Here is an 18,497-nt window from a genome sequence, read left to right as displayed (position 1 = left end):
AATGAGTATTTTCAGAACGGTGAGGGGGCAGGCGTGGCGCTGCCCCCGCCCGTCAGCCCATCTTGCGCAGCCGCGCCAGCAGGCTGGAGGTATCCCACCGCCCGCCGCCCATCTTCTGCACATCCTTGTAGAACTGGTCCACCAACGCCGTGACCGGCAGGCTTGCGCCCACCTCGTCGGCGGTATCGAGGCAAATGCCCAGGTCCTTGCGCATCCAGTCCACCGCAAAGCCGTGGTTCCACTTGTCATCAAGCATGGTCTGGTAACGGTTCGCCATCTGCCACGATCCGGCGGCACCCTGGCTGATCACCTCGATCACCGCGCGCCCGTCCAGCCCTGCCTTCTCGGCGAAATGCAGCGCTTCCGAGAGCGCCTGCACCAGCCCGGCAATGGCGATCTGGTTGGCCATCTTGGTCATCTGACCCGCGCCGCTCTCGCCCAGACGGCGGCAAAGCTTGGCATAGGTCGAGATCACCGGCTCGGCGGCCGTGTAATGCGCCTCGTCGCCACCGCACATGATCGAGAGCTGCCCGTTCTCGGCCCCCGCCTGCCCGCCCGAGACCGGCGCATCGACAAAACCGATGCCGGCCGATTTTGCCGCCGCGTAAAGCGCGTGCGTGACCCGGGCCGAAACCGTGGTGTGATCGACCAGGATCGTGCCCTCGTCCATGCCCGCAAAGGCACCGTCCGCACCGAGGCAGACGCTGCGCAGATCGTCGTCATTGCCGACGCAGACCATCACGAAATCAGCGCCCTCCGCCGCCTCGCGCGGGGTGGAGGCGTGGCACCCGCCATGCTGGGCCACCCATTTTTCGGCCTTCGCGGCGGTGCGGTTGTAGACACAGACCTCGTGCCCGGCTGCCTGAAGGTGTCCGGCCATCGGGTAGCCCATCACACCCAGACCCAGAAATGCCAATTTTGCCATGTCCCGTTCCTCCTGTCGCGTTACCGTTGTCTCGGGCGGGATTTCTGACTATCCGGAAAGGGGATGCAAGCAGAAACTCGGGAAGGCCCCCATGCCGGTGATCCTAAAATGGCTGTTGCGTATCGCGGGCGGGTTGGTCCTGCTGGCGGTAATCGCACTCGCGGTACTCTACATGCTGCTTGCCCGCTCGCTGCCCGACTACGGCAATCGCCTTTCCGTCACCGGGATCAACGCCCCGGTCGAGATCGTGCGCGACAATGCGAATGTGCCGCATATCTTCGGGCAAACCGACGCCGAGACCTTCTTTGGCCTCGGCTATGCCCATGCGCAGGATCGCCTCTGGCAGATGATGATGATGCGCCGCACCGTGCAGGGGCGCCTATCGGAGGTGTTCGGGCCGCGCACCGTCAGGATCGACACAACGCTGAGGCGGTTCGACCTCTATACGCTCGCGCGGGCCTCGGTGGCGGCTCAGGATGCCGAAACGCTTGCGGCGCTCAAGGCCTATTCCGACGGGGTGAACGCGCGCCTTACCGAGATCAACCGAGAGGCTCTGGGCCGCGGCGCGCCCGAGCAGTTCCTCTTCAACGCGCCGATCGCGCCCTGGCAACCCGCCGATTCCATCGCGTTGATCAAGCTGATGGCGGTGCAGTTGTCGGGCCATCTGGGGCGCGAGGTGCTGCACGCGCGCGCCGCGCTTGCGCTAGATGATCCGGAGCGGCTGAAGGATATCGTGCCGCTCGCCCCTGGTGGCGGTATCGCCGCGCTGCCCGAATATGCAAGCCTGTTTCCCGGTGTGGACTGGTCGGCGCGCCCCCGCATGGCCAAGGCCGAGGCGCATCCGCTGTCCCCCTTCCACCGGCCCGCCCTGGCCGGTGCCTCGAACGGCTGGGCCGCGGCCCCGTCGCGCTCGGCCACAGGCGGCACGTTGCTGGCCAATGATCCGCATCTGGGCTTTTCGGCGCCCGCGATCTGGTATCTGGCGCGGCTGGAACTGGAAACCGGCGGCGTCATCGGCGGCACGATCCCCGGCATCCCGGCGATCCTGACCGGGCGCAGCGCGCGGCTCGGCTGGGGGATCACCTCGTCCTATCTCGACGATCAGGACGTGTTCATCGAGGAGGTGAACCCCGACAATGCAGACGAGTACCGCACGCCCGAGGGGTGGAAGCCCTTTCGCACCACTCGCTCCATCGTCGAGGTAAAAGGGGCCGATCCGGTCACGCTGACCCTGCGCTGGACCGAGAATGGCCCGGTCCTGCCCGGTAGCCATTACGATCTGGCAGAGGTTACACCGCCGGGCCATGTGGCCGCCATTGGCTGGACAGCTCTTGCGGACCGTGACACGACGATGATGGCCGCGATGCGGCTGATGAGGGCAGGATCCGTCGCCGAGGCACTGGAAAACACCGACTTGTTCATCGCGCCCTCGCAGAATCTCATTCTGGCCGACGAGCGCGGCATCGCCCTCAAGCTGATCGGCGCCATGCCCCGACGCGACGCCCGCCACGAGAGCCAGGGCCGGATGCCCAGCCGAGGCTGGGTGGCGGAAAACCGCTGGCAGGGGTTTTTGCCCGACAGTGCCAATCCTGTCTTCATCGACCCGTCGGGCGGCATCCTCGGCAATACCAACAACAAGATCGTTGACCGTCCCTTCCCCATGCATGTCAGCCATTACTGGGGTGACACGCAACGGGTGCATCGCTGGCGTCGCCTCATGCAGGGGCGCGAGGTGCACACGCGCGACAGTTTCATCGAGGCGCAGCTCGACACGGTGAGTTTCACCGCGCGCTCTCTCCTGCCGCTCATCGGCGCGGACCTTTGGTTCACCGGCGAGGCCGCCCCGGAGGGAACGCCCGAACGGTTGCGCCAGCGCGCGCTCGGGCTTCTGGCCGACTGGAACGGCGAGATGAACGAGCACCTGCCCGAACCACTGATCTATGTCGCATGGATGCGGGCCCTGATGGACCGGCTGATCCGTGACGATCTCGGCCCTCTCGCACGAGAGTTCGACCACCCCGACCCGGTGTTCATCGAGCGCGTGTTCCGTGATGTGGACGGGGCGGCGGCCTGGTGCGACGTGAAACAGTCGGCGGCAATCGAAACCTGCACCGATATCGCGCGCATGGCACTCGACGACGCGCTGGTCTGGATCAGCGAACGTTATGGGCGTTCTCTCGAAAGCCTGAGATGGGGCGACGCGCATCAGGCGACGCATGATCATCAGACGCTCGGAACGGTGCCGCTCCTGCGCCATTTCGTGAACATCCGCCAATCCACCTCGGGGGGAGACAACACCCTTTTGCGCGGGCGAACGCGCGGCGGTGACGGGCCGGACCCGTTCCACAATGTCCACGGTGCGGGCTATCGCGGGGTCTATGATTTCGCGGATCCCGACAGCAGCGTATTCGTCATCTCCACCGGTCAATCGGGCCATTTCCTGAGTCGTCATTACGACGACATGGCGCAACTCTGGCGGCGTGGCGAATACATCCCGATGTCGCTCGACGAGGGGCTGGCACGGGCGGCAGCGGTCGGGATCACGGTGCTGGAACCGGAGCGGCCATGATGCGAAAGGGCCGCGCCCCCGGGGGGGAACAAGCGCGGCCCTCTGCCCTTGTATCCGGGCCTCAGCCCGCCGCCGCCACCGCGCGCCGTGTCATCACCGCCACAAGATGCGCACGATAATCGCCCGATCCGTGAAGGTCAGAGATCATGCCGTCACCAGAAAGGCTCAGCCCTTCCAGCGCTGCAGGCGCGAAATCCTTTGACAGCGCCGCCTCGGCCTCGGACCAGCGAAACACGCCCTCCTCGGATGCACCGGTCACGGCCACGCGCACGCCATCGGCGAACCTGGCAACGAACACTCCCACCAGCGCAAAGCGCGAGGCGGGTTGCTCGAACTTCTGATAGCTGGCCGCCTCGGGCACCGGAAAGCGCACTTCGGTGATGATCTCGCCATCCTCGAGCGTGGTGGTGAACATCCCCTCGAAGAAATCATCCGCCGCGATCTGCCGGTTGGTGGTCACCACCGTCGCACCCGATCCCAGCACCGCCGCCGGGTAACAGGCCGACGGGTCGTTATTGGCCAAGCTGCCGCCGATGGTGCCCCGATTGCGCACCGCCGGATCACCGATATTGGCAGCAAGTGCCGCAAGCGCCGGATAGGCCCCCGCGCCAGCCGCCACGTCGGCATGGGTCGTGCCGCCCCCGATGCACAGCGCGCCATCGTCGCCGGTGCAGATGCCCTTGATCTCGGCCACCCCCGACAGCGCCACCAGCCGCGCTGGCGACGCCAGCCGCTGCTTCAGCGCCGGGATCAGCGTCTGCCCGCCCCCCAGCGCCTGCGCCTCCTCTGCCCCCAGCGCCTTGACCGCATCGGCCAGGGTGTTGGGCCGGTCAATCTCGAATGCATACATCTCTCTCTCCTCCCATGGGCCAGAGCGCCTCAATGCCGCTTCTTCTGGCCGGAAATATCCCGGGGGGTCCGGGGGGCTGGCCCCCCGGTCCCGTCCTCTCGCCTCAGCCCTGCATCGCCGCCCAGACGCGGGCGGGCGTCAGCGGCATGTCGATATGGGTGATATCCCTGCCCGCCGATCGCAGCGCATCCACCACCGCGTTGACCACGGCGGGCGGGCTGCCGATGGCCCCTGCCTCGCCACAACCCTTCACACCCAGCGGATTATGGGTGCAGGGTGTCTGGCAAGAGTGATCGACGGCAAGGAACGGCAGATCATCGGCGCGCGGCATGGCGTAATCCATGAAACTGCCGGTCAGAAGCTGGCCGTTCTCGTCATAAGCGCAGCCCTCCAGCAGGGCCTGGCCAACGCCCTGCGCGATCCCGCCATGGACCTGTCCCGTGACGATCATCGGGTTGACGATGTTGCCGAAATCATCCGCCGCCGAGAACCGCTCGATGGTAACGCGGCCCGTCTCGGGATCGACCTCCACCTCGCAGGCATAGGCCCCGGAGGGATAGGTAAAGTTCGACGGGTCATAGAACGCCGTCTCCTCCAGCCCCGGCTCCAGATCCGCCAGCGGATAGTTGTGTGGCACATAGGCGGCCAGCGTGACATCGCCCCAGGCCACGGATTTATCCGTGCCCGCGACGCTGAACCGGCCATCCTTCAGCTCGATATCGCCTTCGGCGGCCTCCATCAGATGCGCCGCGATCTTGCGTGCCTTGTTGATGATCTTCTCGGTGGCGCGCACCATGGCGCTGCCGCCCACGGCCAGAGAGCGCGAGCCATAAGTGCCCATGCCCATCGGCGAATTGGCGGTGTCGCCATGCACGATCTCGACCTGATCCGCATCGATCCCGATCATCTCGGAAATCACCTGGGCAAAGCTGGTCTCATGCCCCTGCCCGTGGCTGTGGCTGCCGGTCATCACCGTGATGCCGCCGGTGGCATTGACGCGCACCGTGGCGCTCTCGTATAGCCCCGCGCGCGCGCCCAACTGCCCGACAAGGTTCGACGGCGCGATGCCGCAGGCCTCGATATAGCAGTTGACGCCAAGCCCGCGCAGCCGACCCTTGGCCTCGCTCTCCTTGCGCCGCGCGGCAAAGCCCTTGAGATCGGCGATCTCCTCCAGCTTGTCCATCGTGGCGTGATAATCGCCAGTGTCATATTCCACCGCGACCGGCGTGGCATAGGGAAACTCGGTGATGAAGTTCTGCCGCCGGAGCGCGATCGGATCGACCCCCAGCTCGCGCGCGGCCTTGTCGATCACCCGCTCGATCTGGAACGTGGCCTCGGGACGGCCCGCGCCGCGATAGGCATCGACCGGCACCGTGTTGGTGAACACCGCCTTGACGTTCACATAGATCAGCGGCGTCTTGTAGTTCCCGGCCATCAGCGTGCCATGCAGCCAGGTCGGGATCGAGGGCGCGAAGGTCGACAGATACGCGCCCATATTGGCATGGGTCTCGGTGCGGATCGCGGTGAAATTGTTCTCCGCGTCAAGCGCCAGTTCGATCTTCGTCACATGGTCGCGGCCATGGGCGTCGGACATGAACGCCTCCGACCGGCTCGATGTCCACTTGACGGGTCGGTTCAATGCCTTGGCGGCGAAGGTGCAGAACGCCTCCTCTGCATAGTGATAGATCTTCGAGCCGAACCCGCCGCCCACGTCGGGGGCCACCACGCGCAGCTTGTGCTCGGGGATGCCCAGCACGAAGGCCCCCATCAGAAGCCGGATCACATGCGGGTTCTGCGAGGTGGTATAGAGCGTGTGATCGCCTGTCGAGCGGTTGTAATCGCCCACCGCCACGCGCGGCTCCATCGGGTTGGCGATAAGGCGGTTGTTCACCAATTCCAGCGTGGTTACATGCGCGGCCTTCTGGAATGCCTCGTCCACGGCACCCTTGTTTTCCTCGACAAAGCCCCAGTCGTAGCAGAGGTTCGAGGTCAGATCGTCATGCACCTTGGTCGCGCCCTCGGCCAGCGCGGCCTTCATGTCCACGACCGCAGGCAATTCCTCGATATCGAGCACGATCGCCTCGGCGGCATCGCGCGCCTGTTCGCGTGTCTCGGCCACGATCGCCGCGATCGGATCGCCGACATGGCGCACCTTGCCATGTGCCAGCACCGGATGCTTGGGCTCCTGCATCGGCTGCCCGAACCGGTCCGTCACCAGCCAGCCGCAGGGCAGCCCGCCGATCTCGGCAAAGTCCGCGCCGGTAAAGACGCGCAGCACGCCGGGCATGGCCTCGGCGGCGCTGGTATCGACCTTGTTGAGCCGCCCGTGCGCCACGTCCGAGCGCAGGAAATGCACATAGGCCTGCCCACGCAGGTTGATGTCATCGGTATAATGGCCGTTGCCGGTCAGAAACCGCACGTCCTCGCGCCGCTTGGTGCTGGCGCCAATGCCTCCGTCTTTCGGCATGTCACGATCCTCCCTGATCTCTCGGGGTCGCCCCCAATCAAGCCCGCAGCGTCTTCACTGTTCCCCAAATACTCCGGGGGAGCGCCGCAGGCGCGGGGGCAGCGCCCCCTCTTGTCCGTCTAGTCTACTCCGCCGCGATCCGGCTCACATCCTGCCCCGAGGCGGCCAGAATCGCCTTGACGATGTTGTGGTACCCGGTGCAGCGGCAGATATTGCCTTCGAGATAGTCCCGCACCTCTGCCTCTGTCGGCGTCGGGTTCTCGGCCAGAAGGGCCGCGGCCGACATCACCATGCCCGGCGTGCAGAAGCCGCATTGCAGCCCGTGATGCTCGCGGAACGCAGCCTGAATCGGGTGCAGGGTGCCGTCGGGCTCGGCCATCCCCTCGATGGTCCTGATCTCCGCACCCTCGGCCTCGGCGGCGAACATGGTGCAGGCCTTGACGGCGCGGCCGTCCACATGCACCACGCAGGCCCCGCACTGGCTGGTATCGCAGCCCACATGCGTGCCCGTCAGGCCAAGGGTATCTCTGAGAAAATCGACAAGAAGCGTGCGGCCTTCGATCTGGCCCTTCGCTGGCTTGCCGTTCACGGTCATGCTGACCTCTGGCATTGGCTCCTCCCTGATTGTCGTGACTTGATCCGGAGAGTAGCGCCCACGCCCCGGCTGTCATCCGCGACTAAAGCATGAGAGCGGCGTTCTGAGAACCCCGTTCTTTGCCTCACTCACGCGGGGCGCGCCGGGGCTGGGGCCGGGTGGGGATCTCCTTCAAAAGCCCCCCCACCCCCATCGCCGCGATCTCCTCTGTGCCGCAGGGCAGCCCGCAGGCCACCCGCGCCAGCACCCAATCCGCGCCATGCAGCACCGGGCTGCGCGCAGACCCCGGCAGGCCGATCACAGGCTTCTCGCCGATCACGCCCAGAAACAACAGGTTGCCCGGATCGACCGGCATCCCGAATCGGATAAGCCGCCCGCCCGCCATGTCCAACGCTGCAGGCGCGGTGTCGCGCGCGTCCGATGTCGCCGAAGCGGTAAGGATAAGCACGATCTCGCCCCTGGCCGCGCCAAGGGCGCGCGCCAGGGGCGCCTCCTGATGCGGCACCGCCACCGTCTCGACGAGCGCCATGCCCAGCGCCTCGATGCGCGCTGCCACCGCCTCGGCCCCTTTTGCCCCCGGCCCGCCCGCCGTCTCGGTCAGGATGAGACTTGCCGTCGCATAGCGCGGCGGCACCAGCCGCAGCGCGCCGCGCGCCGCCGCCGCCGCGCGCGCAAGCGCCGCCTCGGCCACGCCATAGGCGATGATCTTGACCGTGGCGACCATGCCGCGCGCACGGGCCTGGTGGAAGGGCGCGACCGTGGCCAGCGTGATCATCGGATCGACCGCATTGGCCGCGTTGATCGCGTCCGTATCGAGCGTGACCACGCCCGCGCGCGCCGCAATCAGGTTCACCCGCCCGGTGAAGGGGGCCGAAAGCGTCACCCCCGCCGCGCCCTCGGCCAAGGCGCGCGCGAGGTGAAGCGCGGCGGCATCCTCGTGCACATCCCCCGCCTCAAGCCGCGCCACCGTGACAGTCTCATATCCCGCAGCCCGCAGCGCCGCGATGTCGCCCGCCCCCAGCACCGCCCCCTTGCGCAAGCGCCCGGAGGCCACGCGCTCGGAATGGGCGAGGATCGCACCCTCGGCCTCATCGAGAGGCACAGGTCCAAATCTCATGCGCCGCGCCTCAGGACCCGCGTCAACTCGGCCAGGATGCTGACCGCAATCTCCGCCGGCCCCGCCGCGCCGATGTCAAGGCCGATGGGGCCATGCACCCGCCCGATCTCCGCCTCGGAAAACCCCGCCTCGGCCAGCCGCACCACCCGCTTGCCATGGGTCCGGGTCGATCCCAGCGCACCGATATAGAACACCCCGGATCGCAGCCCCGCCATCAGCGCCGGATCGTCCAGTTTCGGATCGTGGGTCAGCAGCACCAACGCCGTCCGCGCATCGAGGCCCAAGGCCGCCACCGCCTCATCGGGCCAGTCCGAAATCAGCCGCGTGTCGGGAAAGCGAGCGGGTGTGGCAAAGCTTTCGCGCGGATCGATCACCACCGGGTCATAGCCCGCGATCCGCGCCATCGGCACAAGCGCCTGCGCGATATGCACCGCGCCCACGACGACAAGGCGCAAGGGCGGGTTATGAATGGCAACGAAGGTCTCGCCATCCTCCAAAAACCCCGAACGATCCATGCGGAACCGCTCATCATGCCCCACCCGCTCCAGCCGCCGCCGCCCCGGCCCGGTCACATAGGCCACCGCCTCGCGACGCGCCCGCGCCGCGACCAGATCGGCCAGCAGATCCTCGGGCATGACCGTGCCCACCGGCTCTACCAGCACCCGGATCGTGCCGCCACAGGCCAGCCCCACAGCAAAGGCGTCACCGTCCAAGACGCCATATTCCAGCATCACCGGCCCGCCCGCCGCCATGGCATCGAGCGCCTCGACCACCACCGCGCCCTCCACGCAGCCGCCCGAGACCGACCCCGCGATCTCGCCCTCGCCTGATATCGCCAACTGGCTCCCCACCCGGCGCGGCGCGCTGCCCCAGGTCTCGACCACCGTGGCCAGCGCGGCCCCCTTGCCCGCGCGATGCCAGCCAAGCGCGGTTTCGGGTATGTCATCGAATCGGTCCATCATCCCCCCATCGCCGCCATCAGACGCGCCTTCTCGCCGCCATCTTCCGCCCGCGACAGCGCCTCGGCAAGCGCTTCCAGCGTGGCGATCGAATGGCCCGCGCGGAACCCGTCCACATGCGGCAGCATGGCCCGGATCCCCGCCGCGCGCGGCACGAAGCCTTCCCACCGAAGCAGCGGGTTGAGCCAGATGAGCCGCCGCGCCGACAGATGCAGCCGCTCCATTTCGTGGCGCAGTTGCCCCACCTCCTCGCGGTCGAGCCCGTCGGTGATCAAGAGCACCACCGCGCCGCTACCCATCACCCGGCGCGACCAGTCGCGGTTGAACGCGTGCAGACAGGCCCCGATCCGCGTGCCGCCCTCCCAGTCCTGCGCCTGCCGCCCGGCGGCGGCCAGTGCCGCGTCCACGTCACGCGTCGCCAGATGCCGCGTGATATTGGTCAGCCGCGTGCCAAAGGTGAATGCGTGAACCCTGGACCAGCCCGCCCCCTTGGTATTGGCGACAGCATGGAGAAAGTGCAAAACCATCCGGCTGTACTGGCTCATCGAGCCGGAAATATCACAAAGCACGACGAGGTTGGGCCAACGCTCGCGTGGGGCCTTGCGGTGCAAGCGGCGCAACTCTCCGCCCCGCCGCAGCGCCGCGCGGATCGTGCCGCGCGCATCGAACCGCGCCCCGTGCGGATCGGCAATACCGCGCCGCGACGGCAGCGGGCGCACCGGTAACCTGAGCCGCGCCAGCATCCGCTTGGCCTCGGCAATCTCGGCGGTGGACATCTGCTCGAAATCGAGCCGCCGCAGCCGCTCCTCGCGCGACATGGTGGCGGTGGCATCGATCTCGATCACCGTCTCCTCGTCCGCCTGATCCCCGCCCGTCTGGGGCGGCGCGCGGTCCACTCCGTCAAGCAGCGCCTCGGCCGCGCGCTTTTCGCCCGCCTCGGCCGCGCGTTCCTCCTGCACGCCGCGAATGGCCGGCAGCATCATCGCCATCATGTGCTCCATATAGCGCGGATCGCGCCAGTAGAGACGAAATACCTGCGCAAAAACAATCAGGTGCTCTGGCCGTGTGACCAATGAGGCGCGCAGCGCATAGAAAAAATCGGCGCGACTGGTAAACCCCGCCGCCGCCACCGCGCGCACCGCGTCGATCACCCGACCGGGGCCGATGGGAAGCCCGGCGGCACGCAGAGCGCGCGCGAAATGGGTGATGTTGTGGGTGAGTTTCGGATTGTCCGGCAGATCGAGCGACGGGAATTCGGTCATGGCGCGCCACGGGGGGCTGTCTGCCCCCCGCACCCCCCGAGGATATTTGCCGCCAGAAGAAACATCAGACGGGATCGAGTGCGGCGCGCGCCTCGTCCAGTATCCGCTTGGCCTCTGACCCGTGCAAACGCGCGATGTCATCCTGATACTTGAGCACCGCGCCGAGCGTATCGGCGATCACCTCGGGCGAGAGCGAGATCACGTCGAGTGCCAGCAGGCACTTGGCCCAGTCGATGGTTTCGGCGACACCCGGTTTCTTGAACAGATCCTCGGTGCGCAGGCGCTGGACAAAGGCCACCACCTCGCGGCTGAGGGTTTCGGCAGCCTCGGGGGCCCGAGCCTGCAATATCTCGATTTCGCGGTCGAAGGTGGGATAATCCACCCAGTGATAGAGACAGCGGCGCTTGAGCGCGTCATGCACCTCACGGGTGCGGTTCGAGGTCAGGATCACGATGGGCGGTTCGGGAGCGCGGATCGTGCCAAGTTCGGGAATCGTGACCTGATAATCGCTGAGCGCCTCCAGCAGGAAGGCCTCGAACGGTTCATCGGTGCGGTCTATCTCGTCGATAAGCAGGACGGGCGCACCGCCCGGTTGCGGACGCATGGCCTGCAAAAGCGGGCGCTCGATCAGGAAATCCTCGGTGAACAGCTCGTCCTTGAGATGAGTGCGGTCCATCCCGCCCGCCGCCTCTGCCGTACGAATGGCGATCATCTGTCCGGCGAAATTCCATTCATAGACGGCAGTGGCGGCGTCGAGCCCCTCATAGCATTGCAGCCGGATCAACCGACGGCCCAAGGCCTGCGCCAGCGCCTTGGCAATCTCGGTCTTTCCGGTGCCGGCCTCTCCCTCCAGAAACAGAGGCCGGCCCAGCGTCAGCGCGAGATACGTCACCGTGCCCAACGCACGCCCGCAGACATAGCCCTGCGCGCCCAGCACCTGCTGCACGCCGTCGATGGATTCAGGTTTTTTCACCTCAGCGGCCTCCCGGTATTTCCCGGCCCAGAACTGCATGCCCGGTCCGGTCTGGTCAAGTCCGCGCATTGCGACCCTGGTCGCAAATCCCCCCGGTTTCTTCAAAGTTTCGCCCCAATCCGGCGACAGTGTCCCCAAAGCGGATGGGCACAGATCCGCACGAGGCACAAAGGGCAGCATACGCATGCAGGACAGCGGCGATATTTTCGAGACCGATCTTTCCGGGCTCGACTGGCAGGAATGGCTTGAGCGGGCAGGGGAACTGGCGGGCGAGGACGGCTATTGCCAGCCGCTCGGACCCAGGCACGCCGCGCTGCTGATCGAGCGCAAGCCAGTGCTGCTGGTGACTTTCGAGAATTTCGAACGGCTCGAGACAATCTCGGATCAGGGACAGCCCTTTGGCTGGTCGATGATCGAGGCCCTGGGCTGGTCGCATCTGTGCCTGCTGAGCGAAGGCGATACCTGGTTCCGCGATGGCCGCGTCTACGGTTATTTCGACCGGCTCATCGACGACGGATTCTTCGACGGGTTCGACGAGGTGATCTTTTACGGCGCGGGTGCCTGCGGCTATGCGGCGGCGGCCTTCTCGGTGGCCACTCCGGGTGCCAAGGTTCTTGCGCTGCGCCCGCAGGCAACGCTCGATCCGCGCGTGACGGAATGGGACGACCGTTACATCGCCATGCGCCGCACCTCGTTCACAGACCGCTACGGCTATGCGCCCGACATGCTGGATGCGGCCGAACGGGCGGTGGTGGTCTATGATCCAGAGGTCGAACTTGACGCGATGCACGCGGCGCTCTTCAACCGGGGCAACGTGCTGCGCTTCCGCACCCGTTACCTGGGCTATGAGATCGAGGAGCGGCTGGCCCGCATGGGCATCATCGCGCGCATCCTCGCGCAATTGAGCGCGGGCAAGCTGAGCACACTCAGCCTTGCCAGGCTCTGGCGCGCGCGGCGCGACGATACGCCCTATCTGTTCAACCTGCTGCGGCGGCTGATGGCCGATCAGCGCGACCTTCTGATCGTGCAGCATTGCCGCAACGTGCTGGAACGCAGGCAGGGCGGCCCGCGCTTCCGCAAGGCGCTGAGCCTTGCCGAAACCCGCCTCGAACGACACCGGGGATAGCCCTCTGGCGCAGCGCCCGGCGATTGTGTATGCGCTTTGGCCATGATCCAGAGCCTCAGCATCCGCCGCCCCGATGACTGGCACTTGCACCTGCGCGATGGTGCGATGCTGGCCGCCGTCCTGCCCCATAGCGCGCGCCACTTCGCCCGCGCCATCGTCATGCCCAACCTCGTGCCGCCGGTGGTGACGGGTGTCGATGCCCGCGCCTATCGCAACCGCATCCTGGCGGCGCTGCCCGAGGGCATGACGTTCACCCCCCTGATGACGCTCTACCTGACGGAGGAAACCGATCCCGAGGATGTGGCCGCCGCCCATGCCAATGGGCTCATCTCGGCGGTCAAGCTCTATCCCGCAGGCGCCACCACCAATTCCGCCTCCGGCGTGCGCGATTTCGACAAGGTGCGCCCTGTCCTCGAACGCATGGCCGTGATCGGCCTGCCACTCTGCGTTCATGGCGAGGTGACGGACCCCGCCGTTGACATCTTCGACCGCGAGGCGATGTTCATCGACCGCGTGCTCGATCCCCTGCGCCGCGCCACGCCGGGGCTGCGCGTGGTGATGGAACATGTCACCACCTCCGACGCGGTGGCCTATGTCTCGGCGCACGAGCGCGACCTCGCCGCCACGATCACCACGCATCATCTGGTGATCAACCGCAACCACATCCTCGCGGGCGGGATCAGGCCGCATTACTACTGCCTGCCCGTGGCCAAACGCGAGGAACACCGCCTTGCCCTGCGCCTCGCCGCCACCTCTGGCGACGCGCGGTTCTTCCTGGGCACCGACAGCGCGCCCCATACCGACCCTTTGAAGCAAGGCGCCTGTGGCTGCGCGGGCTGCTTCACCGCCCCCAACACGCTCTCGATCCTCGCCCATGTGTTCGAGGAGGAGGGTGCCCTGAACAACCTCGAAGGCTTCACCTCGCTCCATGGCCCCGCCTTCTATGGCCTGCCGCCGAACGAGACGCACATCACCCTCACCAAAGGCGCGCCCGTCGCCTACCCCGCGAAAATCAAGACCGGCGACGGCCCGGTGACGGTCTTCGATCCCGGCTTTGCGCTCCACTGGCGCGTGACCTGAGCTTCACCGTTCGCCAAATACTCCCGCCGGAGGCATCACATCTCTTCGGCGCACCGCCCCACACGAAGGACCGACCGATGATCCCCTCGACCTACCCCCCCAAGGACGAAATCGCCCGGCTGACCGCACGGATGCTGCTGGAAATCGGTGCGGTGCATTTCAATGCTGAAACGCCCTTCACACTGGCCTCCGGCCTGCCCTCCCCCACCTATATCGACTGCCGGCGCCTCATTTCCTTTCCGCGCATCCGCGCGACGCTGATGGATTTTCTCACCATCACCGTGCTGCGCGAGGCCGGGTTCGAGGCGTTCGACAATATCGCGGGCGGCGAGACGGCGGGCATCCCCTTTGCCGCGCTGGTGGCCGAACGCATGGCCTTGCCCATGACCTATGTGCGCAAGAAGCCCAAGGGCTATGGCCGCAACGCTCGCATAGAGGGCACGATGAGCGAGGGCCAGCGGGTGCTTCTGATCGAGGATCTGACCACCGATGGCGGATCGAAACTGAGCTTTGTAGACGCCATCCGCGAGACCGGGGCCACCTGCGGACATACGGCAGTGATCTTCTATTACGGCATCTTCCCCGAGACGGAAAAGACGCTGGGCGATCACGGCGTGCGGCTGCATCATCTGTGCACCTGGCGCGACGTGCTGGCCGAGGCACGCGCAGCAGGCAGCTTCGACGCCGCGACGCTGGCCGAGGTCGAATCGTTTCTCGACGATCCGCGCGGCTGGCAGGCAGCGCATCGGGGCTGAGACGCGCAGGCACACATGAAAAATGCTTGTCTGCGGCAGGGATGCAACGCGGCCGCCACCGAAACCCCAGATGTTGCGCCAAAGCCATTTCCCATGGCAAGATAAGGGATAATCGCGCGGCACGGCTTATCCACAGACATATACAATCTGCCCCCCGCGCGGGCGTGACGCTATGCCGTCGGGTCAGGGACAGAACAGGACAGAAGCCATGAACGAGATCCGCGCATTCAACCCCACCGGAGCCGAAATCGAGGCCGCCGAAACCGTGCCCCATTCGATCGAGGCCGAACAGCAGCTGCTTGGCGCGATCCTGACCAACAACGACATCTATGACCGCGTTGCCGCGATCATCGGCCCAAAGCATTTCTACGACCCGGTTCATGCCCGCATCTACGAGACCGCCGCCGCGCGCATCGCGCGCAATGCGCTGGCCTCGCCGGTCACGCTGCGCGCCTTTCTCGAGGATGACGCCGGGCTCAAGGAACTGGGCGGCCCGGCCTATCTGGTGAAACTCGCGGGCGCCGCGATCTCGACCTATGCCGCGCGCGATTACGCGCAGATGATCTATGATCTCGCGATCCGGCGAGAGTTGATCGCGCTTGGCCACGAGATTGCCGCCAAGGCCGCCCGCGTCGAGGTGGCAAGCGAGCCGAGGGATCAGATCGTCGAAGCCGAGCAGCAGCTTTACCAGCTGGCCGAACAGGGCAAGACCGACAGTGGTTTCCAGAGCTTTCTCAAGGCAGTCAAGGATGCGGTGGACGTGGCCAACGCCGCCTATCAGCGCGAGGGCGGGCTGGCGGGCGTCGCCACCGGCCTCACCGACATGGACCAGAAACTGGGAGGGTTGCACAAATCCGACCTGCTGATTCTCGCCGGTCGCCCCTCGATGGGCAAGACCTCGCTTGCCACCAACATCGCCTTCAACGTCGCCAGGGCTTACAAGCGCGGCACGCTGCCTGACGGCACCGAGGGCGCGGTGGATGGTGGCGTGGTGGGGTTCTTCTCGCTGGAAATGAGCGCCGAGCAGCTTGCCGGCCGGATCCTTGCCGAGGCCTCGGAAATCCCCTCGCACAAGATCCGCCGCGGCGACATGGACGAGGGCGAATTCCGCCGCTTTGTCGAGGCGGCGAAATCGCTCGAATCCTGCCCGCTTTTCATCGACGACACCGCCGCCATCCCGATCAGCCAGATCGCCGCGCGCGCGCGGCGGCTCAAGCGGACGCACGGGCTTGACCTGCTGATCGTGGACTATCTCCAGCTTGTGCGCGGCACCGCCGAGAACCGGGTGCAGGAAATCGGCGAGATTTCCATGGGTCTCAAGGCCATCGCCAAGGAGCTAAACATCCCCGTGATCGCCCTCTCGCAGCTTTCGCGGCAGGTGGAAAACCGCGAGGACAAGCGTCCGCAACTCTCGGACCTGCGCGAATCCGGCTCGATCGAGCAGGATGCCGACGTGGTGATGTTCGTCTTCCGCGAAGTCTATTACAAGGAACGCGAGAAGCCGGGCGAGCACGAGCTGGACAAGATGGCCGACTGGCAGGAGGCCATGGCGCGCCTGCATGGCAAGGCCGAGGTCATCATCGGCAAGCAGCGTCACGGCCCCATCGGCACGATCGAACTGAGCTTCGAGGAACAGTTCACCCGCTTCGGCAACCTCGTTAAGCCCTGGCAGCAGGATCAGGGGTTCTAGACGACCGCCACGCCCGGTTCGCCCGCCTCCATCTGCCCGATTATGGCCGCGCCATGCCCTGCGGCCTGCAAGGCGGCCAGTAACCGCGTGGCCGCTTCCGGGGCCACCGCCGCCAGCAGCCCCCCCGCCGTTTGCGGATCGTGAAGCAACACGGCGCGCGGGTCCGGGCCCGCGCCGATGACGGGCGCGGCACGACGATTGGCCTCCCAGATGGTCGAGCGGATACCCTGCGCGGCCAGTGACTCGGCCCCCGGCAAGACCGGCACCTCCGCCAGATCGAGCCGGGCCGCAAGCCCCGAGGCGCGGCAGATATTGCCAAGATGCCCGGCCAGGCCAAAGCCGGTCACGTCGGTCATGGCATGGGCCTGAGCGAGAATCGCCGCCGCGTCCCCCTGTGGCCGCGCCAGAAGCGCATAAAGCGCCGCCATGTCGTGTCCTGATGCCTGCCCCCTCATCTCGGCCGCCAGCAGCGTGCCCGACCCGATGCCGCGCGTCAGGATCAGCACATCGCCCGCCCGCGCGCCCCCGAGCGTGATCGCCGCGCGCTCCAGCAGGCCCGTGAGCGCAAAGCCGAGGCTCATCTCGGCGCCCATGCTCGAATGACCACCGACAATTGCCGCCCCCGCCCCGGCAAACACCTCGCGCGCCGCGCCCATGATCTCGGCCATGGTGCGGGCCTGCAACGTCTCGGTCATGCGCGGCAGCGTGATCGAGACAAGCGCCGCCTGCGGGCGCGCCCCCATAGCCCAGATATCGCCCAGCGCGTGCAACGCCGCGATGCGCGCCATCAGCGCCGGATCCTCGACAAAGGCGCGCAAGTGGTCGATGCTCAGCGCTTGCGCTGCGCCGCCCGTATCGATCACCGCGGCATCTTCGCCCGTCCCTGAAATCGCGTCGCGCAGCACCCCGGGCGCGACCTTGGCCCCGCAACCACCGCACATCGGATCGGGCACCTTCTCCTCCGTCAACGCCCGCTCACGCGGCAGATTTGACGCGGGCATGGCGGGCAGCGGGTCGAATTTCGCCATGAAACCGCGGTCGATCCGGTCCTTCCAACGCCACAGAAGAGGGCCGGAAAAGGCCAGCCCCAGCTTTTCCGCCAGCGCCACCTTGCCACCCAGCGAGATTAGCTTGAGATAGTCGCGCTGCGGATGAAACGGGCGCAAACGCCCCCCCGAAAGCACCGCGCGCAGGTTGTGGTACAGCACAGGTGCCGCGCGCACGGCGAACACCCCGGCCTTGGGGCGCGGCGCGTGTGAAAGATGCGCACAATCCCCGGCGGCGAAAAGCGACGCCTGCCCCTCCACCCGCAGATCGGCCCCCACGCGCAGGAACCCGCCCTCCGTCACCGGCAGGCCGGTTCGCGCAAGCCAGCCATGTGCCCGTGCCCCCGCCGCCCCGACGGTCAGGCGCGACGGCACCGCCGCGCCCCCGGCAAGGCGCAGCGCACCCTCGCACACCTCCTCGACTTCGGCACCGATCAGCATCCGCACACCATGCCCCGCCAGTGCGCGCATCAGGCGCGGACGCAGCACCGGGCCTTCAGGCGCGATCTCGGCCGCGCGCTCGATGAGGCTCACCTCCGCCCCAGCCCCCAACCGGTGCGCCATCGCCATGGCCAGTTCCACCCCGGCGATGCCGCCGCCGATCACCGCCACCTGCGGCGCTTCCTCGCCCGCCGCCACCCGCGCGACGAACCCTTCCCAACGCGCGGCAAAAGGGCCAAGGGGCTTGGCCGCCACGGCGTGTTCCGCAAATCCGGGCAGGTCGGGCATGGCCGAATGAATGCCGACATCGACCGAGGCCACATCGAATGCCACCGCGCGCGTGCCGACCATGATCCGCCCCGCGCGCGCATCGATCCCCGTGACCGCCCCCACGATCAGCCGCGCGCCGGCAAACCGCGCCAGCCGCACAAGGTCAATCTCCAGATCCGATTGCCGGTAATGGCCGGCCACCATCCCCGGCAGCATCCCCGAATAGGGCGCGACAGGGTTCGGGTCGATCACCGTCACCCGCACCCCCGCCAGCGGCCGCATCCCCCACATCCGGAGCACCAGCGCATGGGCATGCCCGCCCCCGATCAGCACCAGATCGCGGCTCAGCGGCACGGTGTGCGACAGCATGGC

14 protein-coding genes are annotated in these 18,497 nt (G+C 66.9%); 5 read left to right on the top strand and 9 right to left on the bottom strand.

All coding sequences use genetic code 11. The features are described 5' to 3' along the window. Window positions 1-52: 52 nt before the first annotated feature. A complete protein-coding gene (locus KAK09_RS04320; protein ID WP_210877615.1) occupies window positions 53-925 on the bottom strand; it encodes an NAD(P)-dependent oxidoreductase in 873 nt (290 codons plus the stop codon). Window positions 926-1,016: 91 nt separating this feature from the next. On the opposite strand from KAK09_RS04320, the gene KAK09_RS04315 reads away from it, so the two are divergent. Further along, a complete protein-coding gene (locus KAK09_RS04315) occupies window positions 1,017-3,494 on the top strand; it encodes a penicillin acylase family protein (RefSeq protein WP_210877614.1) in 2,478 nt (825 codons plus the stop codon). A gap of 61 nt (window positions 3,495-3,555) precedes the next feature. Here KAK09_RS04315 and KAK09_RS04310 read toward each other — a convergent pair whose 3' ends face one another. From KAK09_RS04310 to KAK09_RS04280, 7 genes are all read right to left on the bottom strand, one after another. Then, on the bottom strand, window positions 3,556-4,344 hold the full coding sequence (locus KAK09_RS04310; RefSeq protein ID WP_210877613.1) for an FAD binding domain-containing protein: 789 nt from the start codon (window positions 4,342-4,344) through the stop codon (window positions 3,556-3,558). A gap of 103 nt (window positions 4,345-4,447) precedes the next feature. Further along, the gene (locus KAK09_RS04305) at window positions 4,448-6,811 is read right to left on the bottom strand and encodes a xanthine dehydrogenase family protein molybdopterin-binding subunit (protein ID WP_210877612.1); all 2,364 of its coding nucleotides are present in this window, start codon (window positions 6,809-6,811) and stop codon (window positions 4,448-4,450) included. 124 nt (window positions 6,812-6,935) lie between these two features. Continuing rightward, window positions 6,936-7,421, bottom strand: a complete 486-nt coding sequence (locus KAK09_RS04300) for a (2Fe-2S)-binding protein (RefSeq protein ID WP_210877611.1) — start codon at window positions 7,419-7,421, stop codon at window positions 6,936-6,938. A 109-nt stretch (window positions 7,422-7,530) separates the two neighbouring features. Next, a complete protein-coding gene (locus tag KAK09_RS04295; RefSeq protein ID WP_210877610.1) occupies window positions 7,531-8,523 on the bottom strand; it encodes a molybdopterin-binding protein in 993 nt (330 codons plus the stop codon). After that, window positions 8,520-9,482: an XdhC family protein gene (locus KAK09_RS04290; protein ID WP_210877609.1), complete on the bottom strand. Its 963-nt coding sequence runs from the start codon at window positions 9,480-9,482 to the stop codon at window positions 8,520-8,522. The genes KAK09_RS04295 and KAK09_RS04290 overlap by 4 nt, the downstream gene beginning before the upstream one ends. Next, window positions 9,482-10,744 carry a vWA domain-containing protein gene (locus KAK09_RS04285; RefSeq protein WP_210877608.1) on the bottom strand — a complete coding sequence of 421 codons (1,263 nt, stop codon included), beginning with the start codon at window positions 10,742-10,744 and terminating at the stop codon, window positions 9,482-9,484. The genes KAK09_RS04290 and KAK09_RS04285 overlap by 1 nt, the downstream gene beginning before the upstream one ends. 64 nt (window positions 10,745-10,808) lie before the next feature. After that, complete coding sequence (locus KAK09_RS04280; RefSeq protein ID WP_247651052.1) at window positions 10,809-11,756, bottom strand: AAA family ATPase; 948 nt, start codon at window positions 11,754-11,756, stop codon at window positions 10,809-10,811. Between the two features lie 145 nt (window positions 11,757-11,901). On the opposite strand from KAK09_RS04280, the gene KAK09_RS04275 reads away from it, so the two are divergent. The 4 genes from KAK09_RS04275 to KAK09_RS04260 all read left to right on the top strand — a co-directional run bounded on the left by KAK09_RS04275 (window position 11,902) and on the right by KAK09_RS04260 (window position 16,368). After that, window positions 11,902-12,843: a P-loop NTPase family protein gene (locus KAK09_RS04275; RefSeq protein ID WP_210877607.1), complete on the top strand. Its 942-nt coding sequence runs from the start codon at window positions 11,902-11,904 to the stop codon at window positions 12,841-12,843. A gap of 42 nt (window positions 12,844-12,885) precedes the next feature. Further along, entirely contained in the window at window positions 12,886-13,923 is a 1,038-nt protein-coding gene (gene pyrC, locus KAK09_RS04270; RefSeq protein WP_210877606.1) for a dihydroorotase, read from the top strand. A 77-nt stretch (window positions 13,924-14,000) separates the two neighbouring features. Further along, a complete protein-coding gene (locus KAK09_RS04265) occupies window positions 14,001-14,678 on the top strand; it encodes an orotate phosphoribosyltransferase (RefSeq protein ID WP_210877605.1) in 678 nt (225 codons plus the stop codon). A 208-nt stretch (window positions 14,679-14,886) separates the two neighbouring features. Then, window positions 14,887-16,368: a replicative DNA helicase gene (locus KAK09_RS04260; protein ID WP_210877604.1), complete on the top strand. Its 1,482-nt coding sequence runs from the start codon at window positions 14,887-14,889 to the stop codon at window positions 16,366-16,368. Here KAK09_RS04260 and selD read toward each other — a convergent pair. Further along, window positions 16,365-18,494, bottom strand: a complete 2,130-nt coding sequence (selD, locus tag KAK09_RS04255; protein WP_210877603.1) for a selenide, water dikinase SelD — start codon at window positions 18,492-18,494, stop codon at window positions 16,365-16,367. The genes KAK09_RS04260 and selD overlap by 4 nt on opposite strands. Window positions 18,495-18,497: the final 3 nt, after the last annotated feature.

Source organism: Roseovarius autotrophicus (assembly GCF_018069895.1).
In the GTDB taxonomy this organism is placed as follows: domain Bacteria; phylum Pseudomonadota; class Alphaproteobacteria; order Rhodobacterales; family Rhodobacteraceae; genus Roseovarius; species Roseovarius autotrophicus.
This window is presented reverse-complemented; position numbering and strand designations above follow the sequence as displayed.

Coding starts and splice junctions, on each gene's coding strand:
- KAK09_RS04320 (WP_210877615.1), bottom strand. CDS start 925: ATGGCAAAATTGGCATTTCTGGGTCTGGGTGTGATGGGCTACCCGATG.
- KAK09_RS04315 (WP_210877614.1), top strand. CDS start 1,017: ATGCCGGTGATCCTAAAATGGCTGTTGCGTATCGCGGGCGGGTTGGTC.
- KAK09_RS04310 (WP_210877613.1), bottom strand. CDS start 4,344: ATGTATGCATTCGAGATTGACCGGCCCAACACCCTGGCCGATGCGGTC.
- KAK09_RS04305 (WP_210877612.1), bottom strand. CDS start 6,811: ATGCCGAAAGACGGAGGCATTGGCGCCAGCACCAAGCGGCGCGAGGAC.
- KAK09_RS04300 (WP_210877611.1), bottom strand. CDS start 7,421: ATGCCAGAGGTCAGCATGACCGTGAACGGCAAGCCAGCGAAGGGCCAG.
- KAK09_RS04295 (WP_210877610.1), bottom strand. CDS start 8,523: ATGAGATTTGGACCTGTGCCTCTCGATGAGGCCGAGGGTGCGATCCTC.
- KAK09_RS04290 (WP_210877609.1), bottom strand. CDS start 9,482: ATGGACCGATTCGATGACATACCCGAAACCGCGCTTGGCTGGCATCGC.
- KAK09_RS04285 (WP_210877608.1), bottom strand. CDS start 10,744: ATGACCGAATTCCCGTCGCTCGATCTGCCGGACAATCCGAAACTCACC.
- KAK09_RS04280 (WP_247651052.1), bottom strand. CDS start 11,756: ATGCAGTTCTGGGCCGGGAAATACCGGGAGGCCGCTGAGGTGAAAAAA.
- KAK09_RS04275 (WP_210877607.1), top strand. CDS start 11,902: ATGCAGGACAGCGGCGATATTTTCGAGACCGATCTTTCCGGGCTCGAC.
- pyrC (WP_210877606.1), top strand. CDS start 12,886: ATGATCCAGAGCCTCAGCATCCGCCGCCCCGATGACTGGCACTTGCAC.
- KAK09_RS04265 (WP_210877605.1), top strand. CDS start 14,001: ATGATCCCCTCGACCTACCCCCCCAAGGACGAAATCGCCCGGCTGACC.
- KAK09_RS04260 (WP_210877604.1), top strand. CDS start 14,887: ATGAACGAGATCCGCGCATTCAACCCCACCGGAGCCGAAATCGAGGCC.
- selD (WP_210877603.1), bottom strand. CDS start 18,494: ATGCTGTCGCACACCGTGCCGCTGAGCCGCGATCTGGTGCTGATCGGG.